This window comes from Streptomyces sp. NPDC002588, assembly GCF_040295925.1.
Classification (GTDB): Bacteria; Actinomycetota; Actinomycetes; order Streptomycetales; family Streptomycetaceae; genus Streptomyces.
This window is the reverse complement of sequence record NZ_JBEOWF010000018.1, coordinates 161,608-185,017: the sequence shown is the minus strand read 5'-3', so window position 1 is coordinate 185,017 and position 23,410 is coordinate 161,608. Positions and strand designations below refer to the sequence as shown.

20 protein-coding genes are annotated in these 23,410 nt (G+C 71.9%); 2 read left to right on the top strand and 18 right to left on the bottom strand.

The window, feature by feature from the left end; translation table 11 throughout:
- Position 1: 1 nt before the first annotated feature.
- The 9 genes from ABT057_RS22290 to ABT057_RS22250 all read right to left on the bottom strand — a co-directional run bounded on the left by ABT057_RS22290 (position 2) and on the right by ABT057_RS22250 (position 9,689).
- Positions 2-409, bottom strand: coding sequence for a GPW/gp25 family protein (locus tag ABT057_RS22290; RefSeq protein ID WP_352345035.1), 408 nt, complete (start codon positions 407-409; stop codon positions 2-4).
- Positions 409-2,277: a VgrG-related protein gene (locus tag ABT057_RS22285; RefSeq protein ID WP_352345033.1), complete on the bottom strand. Its 1,869-nt coding sequence runs from the start codon at positions 2,275-2,277 to the stop codon at positions 409-411. The genes ABT057_RS22290 and ABT057_RS22285 overlap by 1 nt, the downstream gene beginning before the upstream one ends.
- Positions 2,274-3,002 carry a CIS tube protein gene (locus ABT057_RS22280; protein WP_352345031.1) on the bottom strand — a complete coding sequence of 243 codons (729 nt, stop codon included), beginning with the start codon at positions 3,000-3,002 and terminating at the stop codon, positions 2,274-2,276. The genes ABT057_RS22285 and ABT057_RS22280 overlap by 4 nt, the downstream gene beginning before the upstream one ends.
- The gene (locus ABT057_RS22275) at positions 3,002-3,439 is read right to left on the bottom strand and encodes a phage tail protein (protein ID WP_352345029.1); all 438 of its coding nucleotides are present in this window, start codon (positions 3,437-3,439) and stop codon (positions 3,002-3,004) included. The genes ABT057_RS22280 and ABT057_RS22275 overlap by 1 nt, the downstream gene beginning before the upstream one ends.
- A 60-nt stretch (positions 3,440-3,499) precedes the next feature.
- Complete coding sequence (locus tag ABT057_RS22270; protein ID WP_352345027.1) at positions 3,500-3,898, bottom strand: hypothetical protein; 399 nt, start codon at positions 3,896-3,898, stop codon at positions 3,500-3,502.
- Between the two features lie 3,096 nt (positions 3,899-6,994).
- Complete coding sequence (locus tag ABT057_RS22265) at positions 6,995-7,147, bottom strand: hypothetical protein (RefSeq protein ID WP_352345025.1); 153 nt, start codon at positions 7,145-7,147, stop codon at positions 6,995-6,997.
- Complete coding sequence (locus tag ABT057_RS22260; RefSeq protein WP_352345091.1) at positions 7,144-7,629, bottom strand: hypothetical protein; 486 nt, start codon at positions 7,627-7,629, stop codon at positions 7,144-7,146. Before ABT057_RS22260 ends, ABT057_RS22265 begins: the two co-directional genes overlap by 4 nt.
- On the bottom strand, positions 7,629-8,072 hold the full coding sequence (locus ABT057_RS22255) for a phage tail protein (protein WP_352345023.1): 444 nt from the start codon (positions 8,070-8,072) through the stop codon (positions 7,629-7,631). The genes ABT057_RS22260 and ABT057_RS22255 overlap by 1 nt, the downstream gene beginning before the upstream one ends.
- 69 nt (positions 8,073-8,141) lie before the next feature.
- On the bottom strand, positions 8,142-9,689 hold the full coding sequence (locus ABT057_RS22250) for a phage tail sheath subtilisin-like domain-containing protein (RefSeq protein ID WP_352345021.1): 1,548 nt from the start codon (positions 9,687-9,689) through the stop codon (positions 8,142-8,144).
- 273 nt (positions 9,690-9,962) lie between these two features.
- Between ABT057_RS22250 and ABT057_RS22245 the strand changes: the two genes are divergently transcribed.
- Both ABT057_RS22245 and ABT057_RS22240 read left to right on the top strand, forming a co-directional pair.
- The gene (locus ABT057_RS22245) at positions 9,963-11,411 is read left to right on the top strand and encodes an RICIN domain-containing protein (RefSeq protein WP_352345019.1); all 1,449 of its coding nucleotides are present in this window, start codon (positions 9,963-9,965) and stop codon (positions 11,409-11,411) included.
- A 51-nt stretch (positions 11,412-11,462) separates the two neighbouring features.
- On the top strand, positions 11,463-13,190 hold the full coding sequence (locus tag ABT057_RS22240) for an eCIS core domain-containing protein (RefSeq protein WP_352345017.1): 1,728 nt from the start codon (positions 11,463-11,465) through the stop codon (positions 13,188-13,190).
- A 25-nt stretch (positions 13,191-13,215) separates the two neighbouring features.
- Here ABT057_RS22240 and ABT057_RS22235 read toward each other — a convergent pair whose 3' ends face one another.
- From ABT057_RS22235 to ABT057_RS22195, 9 genes are all read right to left on the bottom strand, one after another.
- Complete coding sequence (locus ABT057_RS22235) at positions 13,216-15,231, bottom strand: ATP-binding protein (protein ID WP_352345015.1); 2,016 nt, start codon at positions 15,229-15,231, stop codon at positions 13,216-13,218.
- Positions 15,228-15,857 (bottom strand): Pvc16 family protein, encoded by a 630-nt coding sequence (locus ABT057_RS22230; protein WP_352345013.1) that lies wholly within the window; start codon positions 15,855-15,857, stop codon positions 15,228-15,230. The genes ABT057_RS22235 and ABT057_RS22230 overlap by 4 nt, the downstream gene beginning before the upstream one ends.
- 43 nt (positions 15,858-15,900) lie before the next feature.
- Positions 15,901-16,530, bottom strand: a complete 630-nt coding sequence (locus tag ABT057_RS22225) for a response regulator transcription factor (protein WP_352345011.1) — start codon at positions 16,528-16,530, stop codon at positions 15,901-15,903.
- A gap of 68 nt (positions 16,531-16,598) precedes the next feature.
- Positions 16,599-17,186, bottom strand: a complete 588-nt coding sequence (locus tag ABT057_RS22220; protein ID WP_352345009.1) for a hypothetical protein — start codon at positions 17,184-17,186, stop codon at positions 16,599-16,601.
- 27 nt (positions 17,187-17,213) lie between these two features.
- Positions 17,214-18,077, bottom strand: coding sequence for an alpha/beta fold hydrolase (locus tag ABT057_RS22215; protein WP_352345007.1), 864 nt, complete (start codon positions 18,075-18,077; stop codon positions 17,214-17,216).
- A gap of 23 nt (positions 18,078-18,100) precedes the next feature.
- Positions 18,101-18,790, bottom strand: coding sequence for a type 1 glutamine amidotransferase domain-containing protein (locus ABT057_RS22210; protein ID WP_352345005.1), 690 nt, complete (start codon positions 18,788-18,790; stop codon positions 18,101-18,103).
- A 29-nt stretch (positions 18,791-18,819) separates the two neighbouring features.
- Positions 18,820-19,503 (bottom strand): alpha/beta fold hydrolase, encoded by a 684-nt coding sequence (locus ABT057_RS22205; RefSeq protein ID WP_352345003.1) that lies wholly within the window; start codon positions 19,501-19,503, stop codon positions 18,820-18,822.
- A 60-nt stretch (positions 19,504-19,563) separates the two neighbouring features.
- Positions 19,564-19,998, bottom strand: a complete 435-nt coding sequence (locus tag ABT057_RS22200; RefSeq protein ID WP_352345001.1) for a VOC family protein — start codon at positions 19,996-19,998, stop codon at positions 19,564-19,566.
- 182 nt (positions 19,999-20,180) lie between these two features.
- A complete protein-coding gene (locus ABT057_RS22195) occupies positions 20,181-23,405 on the bottom strand; it encodes a BTAD domain-containing putative transcriptional regulator (protein WP_352344999.1) in 3,225 nt (1,074 codons plus the stop codon).
- Between the last annotated feature and the right edge of the window lie 5 nt (positions 23,406-23,410).

The window sequence follows — 23,410 nt, the reverse complement described above, 5'->3', positions numbered from 1 at the left end:
GTCACACATCGCCTTCACTGGACGGGATCACGTAGAAGGGGAAGACCAGGCTGCGCGGATTGCTGGTGCCGCGGATCGCGTACCGGACGTCGATCAGCAGCACCGCCGGGTCGTCGGGGGACGCGGTGACGGCGACCTCGGCGACGTCGATGCGGGGTTCCCAGCGCTCCAGGCTGGTGCGCACCTCGTAGCCGATGCGGCCGGCGGTCGCTTCGTTGACCGGTGCGAACACCAAGTCGTGGACGGCGCAGCCGAATTCGGGGCGCATCGGCCGCTCGCCGGGCGCGGTGGCGAGCACCAGCCGGATGGACTCCTCGATCTCGCGTTCGCGGCGGACCAGGGCGATACGGCCGGAGGCGTCGGTGTGCAGCGGGAACGCCCAGCCCGCGCCGACGAACTGCTCGCCCATCAGAACGGCACCCCGTTGCGCAGGGTGATCCCGGTCAGTGTCACGGTCGCCGCGGTGACGGAGGCGTTGGCCGCCGACAGCAGTGACACCGGCCCGGCCGCCTTGATGCTGGCGGTGCCGACCGCGTCGAGGGTCACGGCACCACCCGCGGTGAGTCCGACCCTGCCCCCGGCTTTGAGGTTCAGCGCGGCACCGGCGGAGATGTTCACGGCCCGCCCCGCCGTGAGGTTGAGGTCTCCCCCCGCCTTCACATCGACGCCGCGTGCCCCCTGAATGGTGACGCTGCCGTCGCTGCGGACCGTCACGGTCGTCCGGTTCTGGTCGAGGTGGACGGTGAGCGAGCCGTCCCCGGTTCGCAGCCTCACGCCGCGGGCCCTTCGGGCGTCGTCGAGCAGTTCGACCGCCTGACCGCTTCTCGAGGCCAGACTGCGCCAGTTGACCGCGCCGCTCGTCGCGTCCACGGGCGGACTGCCTTCCTGGATGCGGGGCAGCTTGTCGACGCCGTTGTAGAGACCGGCCAGGACGTACGGGTGCTCCAGCGAGCCCCGGTCGAAGGCGGCCAGCACCTCGTCGTTGACCTCGGGCAGGATCAGCCCGCCCCCACCCACCCCGCCGAACTGCGCCACCCGGCACCAGTCGCTCTCGTACGTGTCGGACAGCCAGGGAAAGCGCAGCTTGACCCGGCCAGTCTTCAGCGGGTCCTTGATGTTGCTGACGACGGCGACGGCGACACCGGGCATGGTGGGCGCCTCCTGGGAGCCGGCGGCCAGCCCGTACAGCGAGCGGAACTGCCGCCCGCTGACCTGTACCCACGTCGTGTACCGCTGCCGGGACGCGAAGACATGCCGTACACCCGTGACCGTGTACTTGCCCTCGAACGGCGGCCCCGCGCCGTTGAGCGCCACCGGAACCCCCGGCCGCAGCTCGGGATTGCCGTCGACGGCGACCTCCAGCTCGGCGAAGGAGCCTGTGACCTCGTCCGCCAACGCCTGTGCGGCGTGGCGCACTTGGGCCTGCGTGGTGTACGGGACGGCCGTGCCGGTGAGCGAGGCCGCACCGAACGGGGCGCTCAGCCTGGCGGGCGTGGTGTCCGCCAGGATCTCCTTGCTCGCGGTGGCGGGCGCGTCGGCGGACAGGGGCCGCTTGGTCCGCACGTCCCAGCCGCGTACCGAGACGGAGGGCACCTGTCCTGCGGCGGTGACGGAGACCCGGCTGTCGGCGGCGTTGACGCCGAACTCCAGGACGTAGGGGCTCTGCGTGGCCGGGGTGGTGTCGGCGGGAGCGCCGGAGGCCGTGCGCAGCGCGGTGAACTGGAGGCGGCCCTCCTCGTCGAAGTACAGATGCACGTCGTTCTCGCGGGCCAGGCGCGCCAGGAAGTCCCAGTCGGTGAGGTTGGGCTGGGTGGCCAGCTCGTAGACCGTCGGGGTCGGGTCGATCGTCCCGGTCCTGAGCCCGTTCTGGGTGGCGAGCCGGCGCACGATGTCGGCGGCGGTCATGTTCGGGTACCCGGCGACGCGACGGTTGCGCAGGAGCCGGTGGCCGGGGTCGTAGCCGCGGACGATCAGCGACTTGCCGGTCCCGTCGGCATCCGCCTCCAGAGCGGTGACCTCGCCGGTGAGCAGCGCGCGGCCCTGGGTGCCGTCCGTGTACGGGATCAGCTCCGCCTTCGCGCCGACGGTGAGCCCCGGGAAGGTGCTCAGCAGGTCACGGGCTGGGTCGCTGAAGACGAGCCGGAAGGCGGCCGGCACGTTCACGCTCGTGTCGATCCAGGCGGAGACGAGCCGCCCGGCCACGGGGTCGGGCAGCGGGGAGCCTTGGACCAGCACTTTCAGGATGGTCGTGAAGGACTTCGTCGTCTGCGTCGTCATGGTGTTCCGCCTCGTCGTACGTCGTCGGCCGACGGCAGCAGGAGTTCGCTGCCGGGCCGCAGTCGCATGGGGTCGTCGATGCCGTTCGCCTCCGCGATGGCACGCCAGCGGGCGGCGGTGCCGTACTCGCGCCAGGCCAGCGACGGGAGCGAGTCGCCGACGACCACGCGGTGGACGCGCTGGGCGGTCAGGGCACCGGAGGTGGGGTTCTGGCCCTTGGTCTGGGTCGGGATCTCCTTGAGGGACAGTCGGCAGGTGGCCCGAAGCGGTTCCCCGGTCGGGCTGAACAGCGAATAGGCGGCGCTGACGCTCTCCACGTACGCGGTGAACTGGACGGTGCTGAAGCCGCCCCACGAGAAGCGGACCCACGGCGGGGACGGCCGGTTGGTCGGCAGGCTCTGCGGATCGACCTCGCAGCAGGAGAGCAACTGCTCCACCTTCTTGCGGACTTGGGGGTTGGTGGGGGTGGCGGAGGCGTCGAGGAAGACCTCGACGGACAGCGAGGCCGGGTCGGCGCCGGAGAACTCCTGCTGGGCCCCGCGGTCGAAGCCGACGGCCCGCTGGGCGTACCAGGAGGCGGAGCGCGAGAGCTCCAGCTGGTTGGGGTTGAACTGGAACTCGACCTCGTCGATCCGGCCGCCCAGGGTGCGGCTCGACCCGCTCGGCGGATGGTGGATGGCGAGACGGGCCCGTACGAGGCTGTTGTTGGCACCGGTGGACGGCATCAGGTCCCCCCGGCATCGGTGAAGCCGTGGTGGGCGATTTCGAGGGTCTCGGTGGCGACGCCGGGGCTGGCCGGGTCCATGCCGGGGCCCTGCCACCGCACGGGCAGCACCTCGACGAGACCCCACTGTGCGACGACGGAGCCGTCCGCGCGCAGGGCGGCGATCTGACCGGTCGGCCGGCTGATCCCGGTGGCGATGGACGAGATCCACGCGGCGGCCTTTCCCGTGTCCGGGGTGAGCGGCCGGGTGAGCCGGATGGTGGGGTACGTCACCCGCGACGGCAACTGCCACACGAACCCGTTGTTGCCTCCCTCTTCGCGCTGCTCCACCTGCACCTCGGAGGCGAGCCCCTCGCAACTGTTGAAAAGACCGAGGTCCAGACCGTCGATGGAGAGCCGGAAGAAGACGGTGGAGGCGGGGTCGAGGGAGGTTGGCATGGGTGGGGTCCTTGGATTCTTGGGTCATTGAGCCAGGGCGGCGGAGTGACGGGCTTCGGGTCAGGGGGCGTCGCGGAGACGGCCGAGGCGCTCGCGGTCGCCGCGGAGTTCGGAGCGGAGGAGACGGGAGAGGGGTTCCAGGAGGGAGCGTGCGAGAGCGTCGAGGGACTCGGGAGGCAGCGCGTCGAGGGCGGAGCCGGGAGATACGGAAGCCGCGGTGTGGTGCTGTACGGCGGGCGCCGGGGTCTGGCGTTGCACCGGGGGTGCGGGGGCCGGGGGACGCGGGGGTGGTGCCGGGCTCTGACGGTGTGCGGGCGCGGGCGAAGCCGGGGTGGTCCGTGCCGTGGGCGAGCCGGCCGGAGGCGTGGTCGGCCGGGTGGCGTCCGCCCGCTGGACCGCGGTCGGGGTGGAGCGGGTGGTCGCGGTGCGGGGGGTCCGGGTGGCCGGAGCCGGGATCACCGGCGGGCGCGTCCGGGGAGGGCGGAGTGCGACGGGCGGCGCGGAGGCCCGAACCGCGGTTCGCGGGACGGGCGTCAGGCATTGCGTCCGCTGGAGCGGCAGTCGGCCGGGCGGTGGCGGAAGTGCGTCCGGCGACGCTGTCGCGTAGGTGGCCGAGGCCGTCCTGGCAGCGTTCGAGAGTGGTGTGTTGCCGGAGCTCCAGGCCTTCGCGGCGGGCTCCGGCAGCCGCGTCGAGGTGTTTCCGGCGGTGGTCCGGAGAATGCGGGACGCGGCGAGGGCTGTCCCGCCGGCCTGGGCTGCCCGGCTCTCGGGCGGCGCGGTGGCCGGGCGCCGCTGGACGGACGGCGCTGCGGACCGATGCCCGACGGCCGGTTCCGCAGCGTCGCCGAGTGTGCCGAGGCCGCCGTGGACGACGGGTGATTCGGCCGGCTCCGTCGCGCGATGCGCGTCGGCGGGCCCGATGCCGGAGTTCTCGGGCCCCTTCGCGGGGCGGACGGAAACCTTCCGAGCGGCCGGAACGGCGAACAGCCTGGTGGGCGGCGGGGTTTGGGTACGCGGCGTTCCCTCGGAGGAGCGTTGCACCGCCGGGGACAGGACCGTCGGCATCCGGGTGGCCGCCATGGGACGGAGGGTTCGTGGGGAGCGAGGGCCTGGCGGCGTGAGCGTCACGCTCCGCGCGGTGGCACCGCCCGCCGCGACGGGGACGGGGAGCCCGGCGGGTACGGCGGGCGGGTCCGGCGTGGCGGCCGGGGCGGTGGGGATGGTGGACATGGCAGCAGCGGCGAGAGCGGACGGGGAGGAACGGGCGAGCCTGGCGGGGGTGGCAGGGCTCACGGGAGTGGGCCGGGAGGTCGGCCCAGTGGGCCCGTTGGACGTGGGCGCAGCCGGACCGGCAGGCGTGCGCTGAACAGTCCCACCGGAGCCGGCAGCGGCGCGCCCTGCAGTCGGCGCGGCAGAACCGGCAGCCGCGGTGGGGCGGGCAGGGCCGGAGTGCCTGGCCGGGGCAGCAGGCCCCACAGGCACGGCCGACACCGCAGGCACGACGGACACGGCAGGCACCGCAGGTGCGGCAAGGCTCACGGGAGTGGGCCGGGAGGTCGGCCCAGCGGGCCCGTTGGACGTGGGCGCAGCCGGACCGGCAGGCGTGCGCTGAACAGTCCCACCGGAGCCGGCAGCGGCGCGCCCTGCAGTCGGCGCGGCAGAACCGGCAGCCGCGGTGGGGCGGGCAGGGCCGGAGTGCCTGGCCGGGGCAGCAGGCCCCACAGGCACGGCCGACACCGCAGGTGCGGCAGGCACCGCAGGCACGACGGACACCGCAGGAGACCCGGCGGGCACCGCGAGCCCGGCAGGATTGGTGAGCCCCGGCTGCGAGGGGCCTCGGCCACCGTTGTGCGCCGACGGCTCGGTCGCCGCGGCGGCGCCGGTCCGTCGCTGCACCGGCGCGGGTGCCGGGGCGACGCCCGGTCGCCGCCCGGAGCCGACGGAAGTCGACTCGGCGGAGGACTGCGCCGCAGGGACGGCGGGCTGTGGCCCCTCTGTCCACGCGCCGTGTTCGGAGGACGCGGACCGGCTCACCTGATCCGCACCCGCGGTGGGAACAGGGCTGTCACTCCTGCCTGGGTGCGGGTGCCCCGCCCGGGGCGGCAGCCCGGCCGAGCCACCCGGACTGCCGCCGGAGCCCGCTGATTCTCGGACCGCCCGCGGAGTGGCCGTCGTACTGGGCGATGGCGGGGCAGCAGTCGTGCGAAGCATCTGAAGGGCCGGAGCCGCGGTCGTGCCGGCCGGCTGTGGCGCGGCCGACGGCGACGCGGTGACCCTGCCCGGTGGCTCCTGTGCGGGTGCATCGGGTGTCGCCGGTGCGGGTGCCGGGCGCAAGGGGGCCCCGAGTCCGCCAGGCCGTGATGCGAGGTTGGTGACCCCCGCCCGGTCGTCGTGGCCCTGGCCCGCGGCAGGGCCACGTGGCGCGGGGACGGCGTCGGTGGCCCCGGGCGCCGGAGTCAGCGGTGCGCCGAGCCCGACCCGCGGTCGACGGGCTGCTGACGCCTCCGGGAGCGGCCCCGTCCCGCTCGACGAGACCGACTCGTCCCCGGCTCCGCCGCCGCCCTGAGCCCCGGCCTCGGTGGAGTCGGCGTTCACCGACCGTTGGAGCCTTGCCGAGCGCTGCCCTCCCGTCGCGATTGCCCGCCCGGCGGCCCTCGGTCCGGAGGCGACGACCGCGTCCGCGACAGAGGCATCCTGGGCCCTCGCGGTTTCGGGGGATCCGCCCGATGACGTGGACTGCGCGACCGAGGAACCCGACCCGTCGGCGGTCGGAGGATGAGACGGCCGGGCAACCGGGCGTCGTTGGACCGGCCGGCTTCCAGAAGCCGTATCGCCCGCCGCGGGAGCCGATGCCGCAGTGTTCTGAGTGCGGGCGACTCGGCCCTCGCCCGCAGTCGCCAAGCGTCGCACGGGGGTGACCGAGGGCGCCGAGAGCATCGACGGTCGCGCGGACCGCGGCGGCGTGGCTCGCGCGACACGCCGAGCCGACGGCCCTCTGGAGCCGGATTCCCCGCCGGGGGTATCAGCCGGGCCCGAGGCGGAGGGCGTACCGGACGGCACGAGCGTCCCGCCCGGCGCGCCCGGCATCGCGGGGGCGGAACCACCGACCGGTCCCCCTCCCACCGCATGCCGCGTCCCACCCGATCCGCCGGCCCTCGCCGGTGCGGCCGACCGCCATACCACCGTCGGCCCAGCCACCGCGGCCCGTTCCCCGGTGCCGCGGCCCCGGTTCGGTCCGGCGCCGATGTCAGCCCCGCGCCCGGCATCGTCCAGGACCGGCATCCCGCCCCCGGCGGCCGGGATTCCCCCGGTCAGCGCCGGGTTCCCGTGCGTGGCCAGCCCACCGGCGAAGTCCGGTGTCATCACCGGAAACATGGCCCCCAGCACCCGCTGGACCGGCGCCACCGACCGCCACTCCATACCGGAGGCCCTGGCCGCACCCGGCGCACCCGATGCCCGAGGCGAACCCGGCGCCCCCGGCTCACCCGGGTCGGAGCCCGGCACAGCCCTCCGCAGCCGGCCTCGGACTCCGGCCAAGAACCCCGCCATGTCGGTTCACCCCTCCTCGCGGCTCAGCAGCGCCGCGGTCCGCTCCACATATCCGGTGCGGTCCGCGTGTTCCATGTCCAGCAACTCGCCCAGGCCCCAGTTCAGATGGAAGGCGAGGTACGCGACCTCCTGGTGCAGGCGGTCGGTCGCGTACGTCACGATTCCCCCAGGCGGCTCCCGGCCAGTTCCACTTCGAAGGGCTCCGAGCAGTGCGGGCAGGCCACCGCCGCCCGTGTGTGGCCCTCCGCGTTGATCTGCCGGTAGAAGTCCTGCAGGAAGGCGAGATCGGAGGCGAACATGCTCTCCACCACCCCGTCGTGCACCGAGGGAAGAGTGCCGAGGCGGGTGATGACCCGGCCCAGCAGGACCACCGACAGATAGGCCGGGTTCTCCTGGACGCGCATGTCCCGCAGGGGGACGAGTTCGTCCCGGGCCGTGGACAGCCGCATCGTGCCGGCGCGGTGGACCGTCCCCGACTCGTCGACGTACCCGCGCGGCAGTTCGAAGGCGAACTCCGTCCGCAGAGCTGCCACGGTGGACGCGGGAGACATCGGAGTTTCAGGCGGCTGGGAGGCCACCGGCTCGGAAGGCGGTGCCTCGGCCGTGGCCGCACCCCCCGCTCGGCCGGCCGTACGCCTGATCACTCGATGACCAGCTCTTCGAAGACGATGGTCACCTGCTCGGTCAGCGCGGAGGTGTCCCCGGCCTTGACCCCGCTGGTCTCCACCTTGCTGCACCAGGCGTTGCGCATGTTGTAACGCTTCACCGGGCTGTTCTGGTAGTCCATCATCATGATCGTCGCGTTCTTGCGCGCGGCGCCCATGTTCCCGGCGATGGAGTCGTTGATCCACGACGTGAACGCCGCCGACTCGGTCATACCGCGGGTGACCGTGCACTCGCCGGCCTTCTTCACACCGGGCATCTTCTTCGTGACGGGCTTGCCGTCGGCCGAGACCTGCTGGTACTCGATGACGTCCTGCTCGACGGAGAGGCCGCTGACCTCCTGGAGGTACTCGACCATGACGCCGTCTATCTGCAGGCCGAAATTGTGTGAGGTGAGGGCGTCACCGGGCTGAAGGGACATGCTTGTTCGCTTCTCTTTCCGAAGTCGGGAAAACGGGGACAGTGCTCAAGGGACGGTGGTCCGTGCGGGCTACTCGGCCAACTCGCCTGTGCCGTCCGAGAACTGGGCCAGCCGGAACACCACGAACTCGGCGGGCTTGACCGGCGCGATCCCCACCTCGCACACCACGCGCCCGGCGTCCACCGACTCCGGAGGGTTGGTCTCGGAGTCGCACTTGACGTAGAACGCCTCCTCGGGACGGGAGCCGAACAGTGCTCCGGCCCGCCACTCGTTCACGAGGAAGGCCGACACATTGCGGCGGATCCGGGCCCACAGCGCCTCGTCGTTGGGCTCGAAGACCACCCACTGGGTGCCGGCGAGGATCGACTCCTCCAGGTAGTTGAAGTAGCGGCGCACGTTCAGGTAGCGCCAGGCCGGGTCGGAAGCGACCGTACGGGCGCCCCACACACGGATGCCGCGGCCCGGGAAGGCCCGGATGCAGTTCACGCCGATCGGGTTGAGCAGGTCCTGCTCGCCGCGGGTGATCTGGAGTTCCAGGTCCACCGCTCCTCGTACGATCTCGTTCGCGGGCGCCTTGTGCACTCCGCGCTCGGAGTCGTTGCGGGACCAGATGCCCGCCAGGTGGCCGCTCGGCGGGACCAGGCGCTGGCGGCCGCCGGACGGGTCGAAGACCTTGATCCAGGGGTAGTAGAGGGCGGCGTGCGAGGAGTCGTAGCCGGCCGTGTCCTGGCGCCAGTCGCGGATCTGCTGGGCGTTCATGCCCGGGGGCGGGTCCAGGATCGCCATCCGGTCACCCATCAGCTCGCAGTGCGCGATCATCCCGAGCTGAACCGCCTTGACGGCGTCCAGGTCGAGGGCGCCGCGCTCGTACGCGGACATCAGGTCGGGGACGGCGACCATGGTGATCGCGTCCAGCGCCTCGAGGCCGCCGAAACCGGTCCGGTCGGCGGGGTCGCCGAGGAACTGGCCGCTGGTGAGGCGCTCCTGCGAGGCGGCCGGTGCGGACGCGGGCGCGGACACGGCGGCCAGTGCCACCGTGCCGTTCCCCGGGCGCGCCAACTGCGCGGCGGGGGCGGCCTCTTCGACGGCGATCAGCTTGGAGCGCTGCTTGACCTGGGTGACGACGTAGTTGCGGTTGCTCTTCTTCGCCGAGACGTCGAAGGTTTCCAGGATCTTGTCGCCGTCCTTGACGGTGAGCGTGAACCGGTCGTCGGGGCCCTCACCGGAGGTGTCGGAGATCTCGACCAGCGGCGCTCCCCCGAGGTTCGCCCCGTTCAGTGCCGAGACCCGGAAGCCGCCCAGGGCGGCCTCCCGGGCCGACGCCTCGATCGCCGGGCGCCCGGCCGAGGCCGTCCCGCCCCCGACTCGCACGACATACGCGGCCGTACCACCGTTGTTGAAGTATCCGTACACCGCGTGGGCCAGCAGGAAGTCCTCGGTGAACTCGCCGAACGCGGCGGTGTACTGGGACCAGTTCGTCACCAGCATGGGCTGGTTCAGCGGACCGGTCGGGGCCAGGCCCACGAAGGCGGCCACCGAGGTGCCGACCCCTTCGATGGGGCGGGATCCACTGGCCACCTCCTCGACGTAGACGCCGGGGGAGAGATAGGTGGGCATGTGGCTTCTCCTTGGATGACGGCTGGGGGGTGCGTAGGACCAGGCTGGCGTGGGCGGGCCCGTCGGGTAACGCCCGCCCGACAGGCTCTTGGGGCCGACCGGCGTGGCCGTACGGCCACCGCCGCCCGGGACACCGGATCCGACCGGGCCCGTAGGAGGCCCGCTGCCGGAAAGGGCGGGGCCGGACGGTGGCCGTACGGTCTTCCGCACGGCCACCGGACCCTGCCCGGCTGCTTCTGACGGGCCGTCGGCCCCGCTTCCTACGGTGGCCGCGTGACCACCTTCATCTCCCTGGAACCCACCGGCGCCGCAGTCGATCCCGGATCGAGCGCGACCGCGACCCTGCGGTTGCGCAACGACGGCGACACCGTCGAGGAGTACCGGCTCTCCGTTGTCGGCGATCCCGCGGAGTGGACGCGGATCGCTCCTGACACGCTGCGGCTCTACCCCGGCGAAGAGGGCTCGGCCGAGGTGGTGTTCGCCCCGCCGCGCTCGGCGGGGACGACGGCCGGCACCGTCCGGTTCGGTGTCCTCGTACGGCCGCGTGAGAACCCGGAGCTGTCGAACGTGGCCGAAGGCACCCTCGCCGTGTCCGCGTTCGGCGAGATGCGGGCCGAGCTGCTGCCCGTCACCGTGCGCGGACGCCTCTCCGGGCGCCCCCGTGTGGCGGTCGACAACCTCGGCAACTCACCACTCCCGGCCCGGGTTTCGGGGCAGGACGACGAGGATGCGCTGACGTTCCGTCCGGTGCCGGAGACGGTGCTGATCGCACAGGGGCGGACCCGACTGGCACGGGTACGGGTCCGGCCGAGCGGGGTGAAGCTGTTCGGCCGGCCTGAGCGGTATCCGTTCGCGCTCACCGTGACGCCGACGGCGGAGGAGACCCCCGGGACCCCCGCAGGCCCCGGAACCCCGGGGGTGGCCCCGCCCGCCCAGCTGCGCGGCACCTTCGTTCGGCTGCCGCTGTTTCCGAAGTGGCTGCTCGTGCTGCTCGGGCTGTTGCTGGCCGCGGCCGGGGTGTCCGCCGCGCTCTGGTTCGTTCCGCGGCCGTCGCTCGTCTCGAACGCGGTGGCACAGCAGCAGCCGGCCGTGGCTCCACCCACCGCGTTGCCGCCCGCTCCGGCGAGCCAGGCGCCACCGCCGGTGCCCAGCCCGCCGGCCGCCGCCCCTTCGCCGTCGCCCTCGCAGTCCGAGGAACAGCAGCAGGAACAGCAACAGCAACAGGACGGCGATCAGGCGCAGAACGCCGGGGAGCAGGCCACGGACGAGGCCGGCAACACGGTGGTCACCATCCGCAGCGTCCAGAACGACAAGGACCTCACCGTCCAGGACGGCCGCACCGACGACGGCACCCCTGTCGTGGTCTCCGACTGGACCAACAGGCAGCAGGGGCTGAACCAGTTCTGGGCCCAACTCCCCTTCGCCGACGGCACGGTGGCACTCACCCCGGGCAGCTCGCCGGGCAGCGTCCTCGACCGGGCCGACGGACAGGCACTCGTGCGGATCCGTTCGGTCCAGGGCGGCGACGACGCCGTACGCCAGGGCCAGGTCCCGCCGCTCCAGCGCTGGCGTCTGCAGACCGTGTCGGACGGCGTGGTGACGATCGTGAACGCCCAGACCGGCGAATGCCTGACCAACACCGGCGACGACACCCAGGTCCAGGCCGTGGCCTGCGACGACCGCTTCGCGCCGCTTCAGCAGTGGCGGCTCGGAAATTCCTGACGAAGCGGTTCATGTGGCGCGCCTTGTCGAGAAGCACAGAAAGGAACCGTCATGAGCCCACCCCAACCGCACCATGTGTCGCGTCCGGCAGCGTCCCCCGGACGCACGGCACCACAGCAGGCGCCGAGGGCGGTCACCGCCCTCCCCACCGTGTCACGAGGCGGCCTGCCAGGCGGGTTCTCACCCGAGACGCTACTCGCCCTCCAACGCAGCGCGGGCAACGCCGCCGTGCTGCGGGCGCTGGAGCAGGCCCGTCATCAGCACAACGCGTCCTGCGGTCACACCGAGAGCACCGAGACCCGGGTGCAACGGTCGGCGGTCCACCGGGTCCTGCGTTCCTCGGGGCGTCCCCTGGACGACGGAATCCGCTCCGAAATGGAGAGCCGGCTCGGATCGGACTTCTCCGGCGTGCGGCTGCACACCGACTCCACGGCGCACACCGCGGCCCGGTCGGTCCAGGCCGACGCGTTCACCTCCGGCTCACACATCGTCTTCCGGCGGGGCCGCTACGACACGTCGTCCACCGCCGGGAAACGACTGCTCGCCCATGAACTCACCCACGTCATCCAGCAGCGCTCGGGGCCCGTGGCCGGCTCGCCCACCGGTGACGGCCTGAGCGTCAGCCATCCCCAGGACACCTTCGAGCGCGCGGCCGAGGCGAATGCCGTCCGCGCCATGGCGGGACGACCCGTTGCCCAGCGGACAGCGGAAGGCAGAGCCACCGGAGCGGAACCCGGGGTTCTCCCCGGACCCGTGTCCGTGCAGCGTGGCCAACTCACCACGACCACGGACGAGATCGACGACGTGTGGCGGGGCTACCAGGCCCGGACAGCGGATGTGGACTGGTACCTCCATCAGCAGTTCCTTCCCGCACTTCGCCGACACCGCAAACACCAGGGCGCCACGGTGACGGGTTCCAGCAAGAATCGGGGCGTGCCCAGTTCCGGGATCAGCCAGATGTACTTCAACGGGCTTCACCCCGACGCCAACCAGCTCGGGTGGACAACGGGCAACCACGGTCAGTGGGTTCAGGCGGTCTCCCAGGACGGCAGGAGCGCCCCCGTATTCGACCAGACGGCCAACAGGTTCAACAAATGGCGGAACCTGGCGAACCCGGCCGGCGGCGATTTCGCCTACCACCCCGACAAGGTGCGGGCCAAGGAAGTGGCCAGAGGCCTGGTCCACTGGGTCAAGGAGGCCACGGCGGGATCGGACCGCTACTACGCGGAGATGCGACAGGCCGTGACCCAATGGTCGACCTGGACCCCTGCCGGCGCTTTCGTCTCGGCGAACCCCCTCCTATGGCAGTTCGGTACGAACACGGACACGGAACCGGATGCCTTCTCCCTCCCGCCCGGTCAGCAGGCCGCCGTTTCCATGGAGTCGAAGAACGTGATCTCCGCGGACAACAACGCGGTGAACGGGCACATCAGAAAGGGGAGATTCCAGAGCGAGAAACGTGCCACTGTGCCGAACACCAACCAGGTTTCACCGAACGCGAACTTCGGCACATGGATCGTGGCGATAGAGATCGCCAACCAACAGAATCCCTGGCCCTACACTCGCGAAACCGCGCCCACGATCGCCACCGCGGCCCAGGTCACCACCGCGTTCAACGCTCTGCGCGACAGCGGCAGGCTACGTCCGGCGAACAGCCCGAAACCCCCCATCGCGCCCCCGTACAATTTCGCCCATCAACTCGTGGTCACCTGGCCCAACGGAAGCCCCTTCTGCGCCCCCGGGACCTCCGTCACGTTCCACTTCAACCTGAACAACTGACGGCGTGCGGCTGTGGCACCTGCGGTCAGTCGGTGCCACGGCCCGATGGCATCACCAACCGCCCCATCTTCCGGTACTCCCGTCGGGCTCCGGCCGTGACGTCCTCCGTGGTGACCCGGCCGTCGGGGCGTGCGGCGGCCAGATAGGCGGCGGTGACGGCCGCGCTGCGGATCGCCCCGCCGGACAGCTCGTACGCGGAGGCCTGCGCGTCCAGGTCAAGGCCCGGCGCGCACGGTGCCGAAGCCAGACACTGCCGCCACAGCTCGGCGCGCAGCGAGGCTTCCGGGAACGGGAAGTCGATCACCAGGTCGAGTCGGCGGGTGAAGGCGTCGTCGATGTTGGAGCGGAGGTTGGTGGTGAGGAGCACGATGCCGTCGAAGGCTTCCAGCCGCTGGAGGAGGTACGCGCTCTCCAGGTTGGCGTAACGGTCATGGGAGTCCTTCACCGCCGACCGCTTCCCGAAGACCGCGTCGGCCTCGTCGAAGAGCAGCACGGCGTCGGTGCGGTCGGCCTCGGTGAAAATGCGTTCGAGGTTCTTCTCCGTCTCGCCGACGTACTTGTCGACGACGGCGGACAGGTCCACGACGTAGAGGTCCACGCCGAGTTCCCCGGCGACCACCTCGGCCGCGAGCGTCTTCCCGGTGCCGGAGTCCCCGGCGAACAGCGCCGCGACACCGTGCCCGCGCCCGCCGCCGGTACACAGCCCCCACTCCCCCAGCACCCGCTCCCGCTGCCGGGCCCGGCTCACCAACTCCGTGAGCTGCGAGCGGGGTTCCTCCGGCAGGACGAGATCGCCCCACCCCACGGCGGGGCTCACCCGCCGTGCGTGCCGCTCCAGGGCGGGCGCCGACTGCTGCCGGGCACCCCGCTGCACCTGGGCGGCGGTCAGCGGCCCGCCCTCCAGCGCGGCGAGCGTCCGCGCGGTCCTGGCCGCGCGGCGGATCTGCTCGGGGGCGAGGCGGTACGGGGCCACGGCTGCCGGCAGGTCGAACTCCTCGAACTCCTTGGCCTCCTCGGCCTTCCGGCCGAGTTCGGCCGCCCAGAGCAGCCCGGTGTCCACCCTGGCGGGAGGCACGTCGAGGCACAGCACGTCCCCGTCGGCGGACCAGCGGGGGTCGAAGGGTTCGGTGCCGAACATCACGACGGGTACGGCGCCGGACGCCGACGGTACGACGTGCCGGGGCAGCGCGCCGGACTCCAGTGCCCGCACCAGGGCACCCGCCTTCTCCGGCAACGGCCCGACCACGACACCCGCCCCCCGCAACCGCGCCTCCCTCAGCAGTACCGGCACCAGGTGCTGGTCCCCGTGCGCCGGGTCGTACCGCAGTACCGGAAGCCCTGCCGCCCGGAGTGCCTCCACCGCCGTCCCGGACTCCGTCCCGCGCCCCCTCAGATGAACCAGCGCGGCCCGGGCGGCGAGGAGCGCCCCGAGCCGGGACGCGAAGGGCCCCGGCGGCTGCCCTGCCGTCAACAGCTCGACCGAGCCCAGCAGTTCACCGTCCATCCCGGTATCCCCCAGCAGATGCGCGATCACCCGCTCCGGAACCCGCAACCCCCGCCCCGGCAGGGGCCGTTCGGCGTCCTCCATGACCAACAGGCCGGAGGCCGTCAGCGGCGCCCCCGGATGGAACCGGGCCCGCGCCGCCCAGTCGTGCGGTGCGAGCCCGGCCAGATCGAGGGCGAGCGCCACGCTGGCCCGGCGGCGCCCGACGTCGTCGTTGAGGTACCCGTACATGGGCTCGAAGTCGCGGTCCACGTCGGGCGCGAGGGCGGTGAGAAGGATGTGGGTGTCCAGGAGCGTGAGCCCGAACCGTGCGGCCAACTCCGCCAGGGCATCGACCGTTTCGGCTCCCCCGTACGCGTCGACGGGGGGTACGGGAATCCGCCCGCCCCCTTGCAGCAGATGCTCCACCCGCTCGGCCGGCACATACAGTCCGCGCAGCGGGTCCCTCGCCGACGGGTCACCGGCGCTCCGAACCTCGACCAGGGCGCTCACCCGTTCCCGCAGCAGCCCGAGGCGCTTCAGCAGGGCGTCGCTCACCGGGACTCCCGTCGTGCCGGTGCCGGTGCTGTGCCGTCGGGCGGGCGGCTGTTCGCGATGTCGTGCACCCGGACGACCGCCGGCTCCAGGACCGGCGGCGCGACCTGGTAGTCCGGCGAGACCGGCATCGGTGCGACCACCACGACCTCCAGCGACGGCTTGAGCTCGCCGCCGAGCGCCGACCAGATGTCCGCGATGGAGCGGGACTCGGCGGGCGGCACCCCGACCGTCAGCGGAATCGCCACGCCCAGGCCGGGCAGGGTGCCTTCCAGATACCCGGCGGGCAGAACCTCGTACGGAAGCAGTCCGGCGAGCACGGCGGACAGCAGCCGGTGTTCGTCCTCCGTGCGCTTGGTCCACGCCGTGACGAGGTACGAGAGCCGGAACCAGCGCGGGGGCTGGCGGCGCCCCGTCACCAGGCCGGCCGAGTCGCGCAGCGCCATCGCTCCGCGCTCCCGGCGGGCCACCTCCTCGCGGATGTCGTACAGATAGGCGTCCACGGTGGGCGCGTTGCGGCGGGCGGCCCAGTCGCGGGTCGGTGAGTCGAAGACGACCTCCGCCATGCCCCCGGGCAGCGCTCGGGCGCTCAGCAGCCGCCGCAGGGCCTCGTCTATCTCGTGAATCACCGGTGGTTCTCCGGTTCTTCGTTCTCCGGGCGCCTGGGGAGCGTCACAGGTATCCCTCCCGCATCGCGAACGCCACCGCGTGGGCCCGGTTGCGGAGCTGCATCCGGGTCATCATGCCGTGCAGGATGTTCTTCACGGTCCGCTCCGAGTACGCGAGCTTGCCGGCGATCTGCCGGTTCTCCAGCCCCTCGGCCACGAACCGCAGTACCTCCACCTCCCGGTCGGCGAGCCCGGTGACCGAGACCACCGCGGTGCCGCCCGCGCCGTGTCGTCCCAGCTGCACGAGCAGCCGGTTGAGCAGGTCGGGCGGGACCTCGCTGTCGCCGCGCGCGGCGGACCGTACGGCTTTCTCCAGCCGGTCGGCGGTGGCCTGGTGCCGCCATACGAAGGTGTGCACCCCGCAGGCGACCGCGGTCAGCAGCTCCCGTTCGCGCAGCCCGTCCACGACCAGCACGACCTGCCGGGACTCGGCGCGTACGAGGCGGCGCAGGGCCGCGGCGACCGGCCCGTCGATCCGGTCGGCGAGCACGACCGCCACGGAGCGATGGCCGGCGGTCCCCACGGGCCGCTCCCGGACCTCGATGTCCGGGCGGCCCCGCAGACAACCGGTGACTCCGGCACGCGAGAGCGGGTCGTCGGCGTGCACGGTCACAGTGATCGGTTTCGTCGTCATGAGTGTCTCCCCCCGCTGGGTGCGGGCGCGAGGCTCTGCCAACGCCTGAGCCCGTGCCCGGCCGGGCGTCAGAATTGGCTGTCCTTGGCCTTGTAGCCGTCGGGTGCGACGGCGAACCAGGTGCCGCCGACTCCCTCGCCGCTGGTCTCGCCCGCCGCGGTGTCCTTGGAGAACCTGTAGACGGGCCAGCCGCCGATGGTCACCTGGCTGGTGCCGTCGGCCCGCTGAACCGTGGAGATCTTGTCCCTGTCCAGGCCCTGGAACACGATCTTGTCGTTGGCGAGGACCGGCGGCCAGGTCACCGCGCAGGCGTCCACGCAGGTCGCCTTGGACGGATTCGCGGAGTCCGGGTCGAACCGGTAGAGCGTGAAGCCCTCGCCGTCCACCACGGTCTTGCCGAGCTGGTCGTTGTGGCCGAGCTGCACGGTGGCGGGCCAGTAGCCGCCCGACGGGTTCGTCGACTGCGCGGGCTGGGCGGGCCCCGATGCCTGTCCGGCCGGTGTCCCGCCGGCCGCGCCGCTGGGTGCGGCGGCGGCCGGGGAGGACGCGGCGGCGGGTGGCGCCGCCGCCGAGCTGTCGGAGTCACCGCATCCGGAGAGCAGGAGGACGCCGCCGAGCGCCGCGACCATGCCGAAAGATGCGTAGGAACGCGTCATTACATTTCCCTTGGTGTTGTTCATGGCTCAGAGATGGGCTGCCAGGAAGGTGCGGATCAGTGGCGCCGCCTCGTCGAGTGCGCTCTCGAGGAGGAAGTGGCCGCCGTCGAGAAGGTGGATCTCGGCGGTCGGCAGGTCGCCCGCGAAGGCGAGCGCGCCGTCGGGGCCGAAGATCTCGTCGCCGCGTCCCCACACCGCGAGCAGGGGCACCTGGCGCTCGCGGAACCAGCGGTGCACGGTGGGGTAGAGCGGCGGATTGGTGGAGTAGTCGCGGAACAGCCTGAGCTGGACGAGGTCGTTGCCGGGGCGGGACAGCAGCGCGTGGTCGTGCTGCCAGGTGCCGGGATCGACCAGGGTTTCGTCGGTGACGCCGGTCAGGTACTGCCAGCGGGTGAACTCCGGGGTGAGCGCCTGACGGGCGCCCGCCTCGGTCTTTGGGGTCTGCTCTTTCCCGTAGTCCCAGACGGTCTTCCAGAACGTCGGCACGAACCCTTCCTGGTAGGCGTTGCCGCTCTGGCTGATGACGGCGGTCACGGCCGCCGGGTCGCGCAGCGCAAGCCGCCAGCCGATCGGGGCCCCGTAGTCCTGCACGTACATCGCGTACCGGTCGACGCCGAGTTGGCCGAGCAGGTCCTGGGTGAGATCGGTGAGCGCGTCGAAGGTGTAGTCGAACTCGGTGACCGGCGGCGCGTCGGACTGGCCGAAGCCCAGGTGGTCGGGGGCGACGAGGTGCCACCGGTCGGCCAGCAGCGGGATCAGGTTACGGAACATGGACGAGCTGGTCGGGAAGCCGTGCAGCAGTACCAGCGTGGGTGCGTCGGCCGGACCGGCCTCGCGGTAGAACAACCGCCGGCCGCGGACGACGGCGTAACGGTGATGGATTTTCGCCATGGTCTCCTCCTCCGGGTGACGGGTCAGGCTCCGGTCTTCTCGACCAGTGAGATCAGCTCGAGCGCGGCCGGCCCGGAGGACGCCGGATTCTGGCCGGTGACGAGCAGCCCGTCGGTCACCACGTACGGCAGGAAGTCGCCGACCTTGGAAAACTCGGCGCCCTTGGCGATGAGTTCGTCCTCCACCAGGAAGGGCACGACCTTCGTCAGGCCCATCGCCTCCTCCTCGCCGTCGGTGAAGCCGGTGACCCTCCGGCCCGCGACCAGCGGCGTGCCGTCGGGCTTCTCGCAGTGGCGCATCGCGCCCGGCGCGTGGCACACCAGCGCCAGGGGCCTGCCCGACCGGACGATCCGTTCGATCAGCTCGATCGACGTCCGGTCCTCGGCGAGATCCCACAACGGGCCGTGCCCACCCGGGTAGAACACCGTGTCGAAGTCGTCGACGGCCACCGAGTCCAGCCGCACGGTCGCGTCCAGCCGGGCCTCGGCCTCGGCGTCGGCCTCGAACCTGCGGGTCTGGTCGGTCTTGAACCGCGGCTCGTTGCTCTTCGGGTCCAGCGGCGGGCGCCCGCCCTTCGGTGAGGCCGGCGTGATCTCCCACCCCGCGTCCTTGAAGTGGTAGTACGGTGCGGCCAGCTCCTCGAGCCAGAACCCGGTCCTGCGCCCGGTGTCGCCCAGCTGGTCGTGCGAGGTCAGCACGATGAGAACCTTCATCTGTCTTCCCCTCATCCCTTCCCGCGGCCTCAGAGACCGGCTGCGGCTTCGGCGATGAAGTCGGCGACCTTCTCGGGCTGCGAGAGCATCGGCACATGTCCGGAGTCGAGGCTGAGAGTCGTGGCGCCGAGCCTGACCGCCGAGTCGCGTTCGACGGCCGGTGAAATCGTCCGGTCGTCCTCCGCCACGACGTACCACGAAGGCTTGGAACGCCATGCCGCGGTGGAGATCGCGTCCTCGAAACAGCGCGTCGCGAGCGGCCCCTGTGTGGCGTAGATCAGATCGGCGTCGGCCGCGTCGAGATCCTGAACGAAGTCCTTGTGCACGCCCTCGCGGGTGAGCGCGACGTAACCGTCACCGTACGGCCGGATCTCAGCCGCACCGGGGGCGGGTTCGTAGCCGTCCCACCACGCGCCGAACGACTGGCCCGAGTCCGGAGCCCCGGCAGCGACGTAAACCAGACCGGCCACCTTGGAGTGGTTGCCCGCCTCGGTGATGACGGCACCGCCCCAGGAGTGACCGACCAGCAGCACAGGAGCACTCTGCTGATCGATCACCCGCTGTGCCGCGCGCACGTCATCGGCCAGCGAACTGAGCGGGTTCTGCACCGCGACGGGGTTGAGCCCCTTGCCGCTCAGCAGGGGGATGACACGGTTCCAGCACGAGCCGTCGGCAAAGGCCCCGTGTACCAGAACGACATTGGTCACTGCCATGGAAGTCTCCTGTTTCGTCTTGTCGGCGGGCCGAGGCCCCTGGGGCTCACACGGGTGGGATCAGACATCGATGGCGACGACTTCCAGCTGAATGTTGTCGATGTCCCGGAAGACGATGGTCGAGAATACGAACGGCTCTTTCTTGCTCTGGATACCGGAATGCGCGACGCCGAGACTGTCCAGCCAGTTCGCCCACGCCTCCAGTCCTTCGCGCCCCTCCACCCGCAGCGAGATGTGGTCGAGTCCGGTACGGACCTCGTCGAACTCCTCGCCCCCGTTGTTCTCGTTGTGGTGCAGCCCGATGGCCAGGCCGGTGCGCGGCTCGACGACCAGACGCGCGAACCCGGTCCACTCGCGGCCGAAATGCGGCAGGTCTCCGTCCACGAGAGCGGCCTGAAAGACTTTCTGATACCAGGCGATACTGGCCTCGAGGTCCCGGACGGTGAAAGCGAAGTGGTGCAGCCCGCTGAGGCGCGGAGCGGTCGACTCGCCCATTTGTCACTCCCTACCCATGAATTGAAAAAACCGAAGCCGCGAATCACGGTGGCCCGTATTCGCATCTTCTTGGTTCAATTTAGGAAGATCCGCTTGAAGACGAGTGAGTGCTTTGTGGATCGACGAGTGGACAGTTTGTGGATCCCGGATCGGCACGGAGCGAGCACCCCGGTCGGAGCCGGTCAATGGCCGGCGGGCTCCTCGAGCTCTCTCAGGAACTCCTGGGCGCGGTGGGCGAACAGGTGAGCCTCGCGCCCGGTGGACAGCGCCCGGGCCTTCTCGGCGGCGGCCCGGACTACGGCCACCGGTTCCCCACAGGCCTGCAGAAGCCGCGCCCGCAGCAGAATGAGCAGGCCCTCCGGGTAGCGCTGGCCACAGGTGTCGAGGAACACATCGGCCCGGTCAAGGGCGACGGCGGCCTCGTTCGGCGCCCCGCCCGCCAACCACATCTCAGCGAGCAGCCCGTACCAGGTGGCGACACAGGAACGCGGCGGGTCGAGGAGGTTCGCCGTGATGATCCGCTGGGCCTCCACCGCCGCGCCGGCCGGATCGTCGCCGGTCATGGCCAGAGCCCAGCACCGGGCCAGTCGTTGGTAGGTGCCGAGGAAGACGAAGGAGAAGTCGGGGTCCACGGCGATCCCCCGCTCCGCCCCGCGTAACGCCTGAACGGGGTCACCGACCATCGATGCGATCCTCGCCGCCATGGTGGCCCAGATCGTGATCATGTACGGATCTTCGCCCGCCGCGTCCTCCAGCACGTCGAGCAGAGCCCGCGCCGCCTCGATGTCACCGTGCAGCGCGGTCACCTCCGCGAGCATCCCGGTCATGAGCAACTGCAGGTCGTGCCGGACCGGATTCTCCTCGCGCCGGGCGAGGTCGACGACCATGGCCCTGGACCGGCTGAGGTACCGGAACGCCTCGCCGACACTGCCGACGTCCCACTGGTGGATGCCCCAGGCCTGCAGGCCGCAGGCGAGCACGAACGGGTCGGAGGACGCCTCGCCCTGCTCCAGCAGCCGGCGCGCGAGCGGACCGCTGCGGTCGAACTCGATGGCCTGGGCGTGGGCAGCCCAGCGGGAGTAGAGGAAGCCGGCGGCCTCTGCCTCCCGGCCGAGGCAGCGAGCCAGGTGCTCTGCGCGCTCCAGCAGATCGAGCGACGAGAAGCCGTACATCGACCGCATCCCGACGACCGCGGTGAGCTGCGACAGGGCCGTCAGCTCCAGTTCCGTGAGGCCCGCCGTCCGCGCCACGTGAGCGGCCGACCGCAGCCGGCGCTCGGCGGCCTCGAGCGCGGATTTGCCCGCCGCGCGTCGGCCCGCGCGCACCAGTGCGGCCGAGGTGCGGGCGGGGTCCGCGAGCGGGCCGGCGGCCCACAGGTGGTGGGCCAGGCGCTCGGCGACGGACTCGCCGTCGGGGGCGGTGCCGTCCAGAGCCGCCGAGACGCGCAGGTGCAGCCGGCTCGCCCGAGACGGCGGCGTGGTCGCGGAGACGGACTCGCGGACCAGGTCGTGCGCGAACCGGAACGAGAACGGATCGTCCGGGCTGAACTCGAGCAGGCCGAGGGCCACCACGGGTTCGAGGCGTTCGAGGCAGCTCTCGACGTCGAGGCAGGCGACGCGGCCGAGCAGGCCGAGCTCGACGTCGCGGCCGATGAGCGCGGCGATCTCCAGCAGTTCCCTGGCGTCGCCGCCCAGGCCGGTCATCCGGTCGAGGACGACGTCTCGCACGGTGGCCGGCACCCCGGCCCGGGCCACGGCGTCGTCGGTGAGCACGCCGCCGTCGGCGAGCAGCCGGGACAGTTCCCGGACGAAGAAGGGGTTGCCGGCAGTGCGCGTGTAGATGCTGCGGGCAGCGCCGGGGCCGGGATGCCGGCCGGTTTCACGGCGGACCAGTTCGGCCACGTCGTCCGGGTCGAGCGGGCCGAGCCGGAACCGGCGGTGGCCGGGCACCCGGCTGACCGCGGCAAGCATCCGGGACAGCTCCGAGGTGGGTGCCGGTGCGCGGTCACGCAGTGCGCCGAGGATCACGGTGCCGGCCGGCAGCCGGGCCGCCACGTGCCCGAACAACTGCAGCGAAGTGCCGTCCGCCCACTGGAGATCGTCGACGACGAGCACCACCGGCCGCTGGGCCGACGCCTGGCCGATGACGGCGACGACCCGCTCGAACAGGCGGAACCGGAAGCCGCTGTCCGGCAGCACCGGTGCGGCGAGGACGTCACCGCGCGGCTCGACGAGACGGCCGAGCTCACCGGCGAGCCACTCCTCCCGGGCAGACGAGGGCAGACCGTCGAGGACCGTGCCGATCGCCTGCACCCACGGCCACATCGAGGGTGTCCCGTCGCCGTCCAGGCAGCGGCCCCGGACGACGAGCGCCCCGCGCCGCTCCGCCTCAGCGGTGATCTCCTCCAGCAGGCGGGTCTTGCCCACGCCAGGCTCGCCCTCGACGACGCCGATCGCCGTGCCGCCGGTGAGCCCCGGTTCCATGGTCTGGCGCAGCACCGCGAGTTCGTCGGCCCGACCGACCAGGCTGCCGGCCGTACGCTCCTGTGCCCCCCTGCCGTTGGTGTCCCTGTCCGGCACGTTCGCCGACGGCGTGGTCTGCATCAGCACCTGCCGGTGTGCGGCCTGCAATGCCGGGCCGGGGTCGATACCGAGGTCCTCGGCGAGGCGGGCGCGGACCGTGTCGAACACCGACAGTGCCTCCGCCTGCTGCCCGGCAGCGGCAAGGGTGGAGATGAGGCCGGCCTGGACGGGTTCGTGCAGGGGCGCCATCGACGCGGCCAGGTGCAACGCGGGGAGCACCCGCTCCGGGCGGGCCAGCGACACCGCGAGTTCGGCCGCTGCGCCGCACGCGTCGTAGAACTCGGCGTCGAGGGTGGTGAAGATCGGTGTCGCGGTGGGCCCGTGGGTCAGGCCGCCGCCTGCCGGACCATGCCAGTGACCCAGCGCTTCCACGTACTCGTCGAGCGCCGCTTCGTGATACCGCTGCGCGAGGGCGGTCTTCGCCGTCGCCACGCACGCGCGGAAGGCAACCAGGTCGAGCATCCCGTGGCCGGCGCTGAACAGGTAGCCGTTGCCGCGGCGATGGAGGTACGAGCCGATGCCGCGGGCAGGCAGTTCGGGTTCGAGCAGGCGTCGTAGGGCACCGACGTATTTGTGGATGACATTCAGGGCGCTGGCCGGAACGTCGTCGTCCCACATCAGGTCGATCAGTTCGGTGGTGCTGATCGGCCGGCCCTCGCGCGCGAGAAGCAGGGCGAGCAGATAGGCCTGTTGCCGCGGGCCCACGTCCAGTTCGACACCGTCGCGCCAGAGCCGCAACGGACCGAGGATCTGCAGACGCAGGGAGACGTCGTCGGCCTGCCGGACGCCGCCACCGGACAGGACGGAACGCATCGACACGGTCACGCCGA

Bases quoted from the DNA above. Each gene is read 5' to 3' on its own strand.
- ABT057_RS22290 (WP_352345035.1), bottom strand. From the start codon at position 409: ATGGGCGAGCAGTTCGTCGGCGCGGGCTGGGCGTTCCCGCTGCACACC.
- ABT057_RS22285 (WP_352345033.1), bottom strand. From the start codon at position 2,277: ATGACGACGCAGACGACGAAGTCCTTCACGACCATCCTGAAAGTGCTG.
- ABT057_RS22280 (WP_352345031.1), bottom strand. From the start codon at position 3,002: ATGCCGTCCACCGGTGCCAACAACAGCCTCGTACGGGCCCGTCTCGCC.
- ABT057_RS22275 (WP_352345029.1), bottom strand. From the start codon at position 3,439: ATGCCAACCTCCCTCGACCCCGCCTCCACCGTCTTCTTCCGGCTCTCC.
- ABT057_RS22255 (WP_352345023.1), bottom strand. From the start codon at position 8,072: ATGTCCCTTCAGCCCGGTGACGCCCTCACCTCACACAATTTCGGCCTG.
- ABT057_RS22250 (WP_352345021.1), bottom strand. From the start codon at position 9,689: ATGCCCACCTATCTCTCCCCCGGCGTCTACGTCGAGGAGGTGGCCAGT.
- ABT057_RS22240 (WP_352345017.1), top strand. From the start codon at position 11,463: ATGAGCCCACCCCAACCGCACCATGTGTCGCGTCCGGCAGCGTCCCCC.
- ABT057_RS22225 (WP_352345011.1), bottom strand. From the start codon at position 16,530: ATGACGACGAAACCGATCACTGTGACCGTGCACGCCGACGACCCGCTC.
- ABT057_RS22220 (WP_352345009.1), bottom strand. From the start codon at position 17,186: ATGACGCGTTCCTACGCATCTTTCGGCATGGTCGCGGCGCTCGGCGGC.
- ABT057_RS22215 (WP_352345007.1), bottom strand. From the start codon at position 18,077: ATGGCGAAAATCCATCACCGTTACGCCGTCGTCCGCGGCCGGCGGTTG.
- ABT057_RS22210 (WP_352345005.1), bottom strand. From the start codon at position 18,790: ATGAAGGTTCTCATCGTGCTGACCTCGCACGACCAGCTGGGCGACACC.
- ABT057_RS22205 (WP_352345003.1), bottom strand. From the start codon at position 19,503: ATGGCAGTGACCAATGTCGTTCTGGTACACGGGGCCTTTGCCGACGGC.
- ABT057_RS22200 (WP_352345001.1), bottom strand. From the start codon at position 19,998: ATGGGCGAGTCGACCGCTCCGCGCCTCAGCGGGCTGCACCACTTCGCT.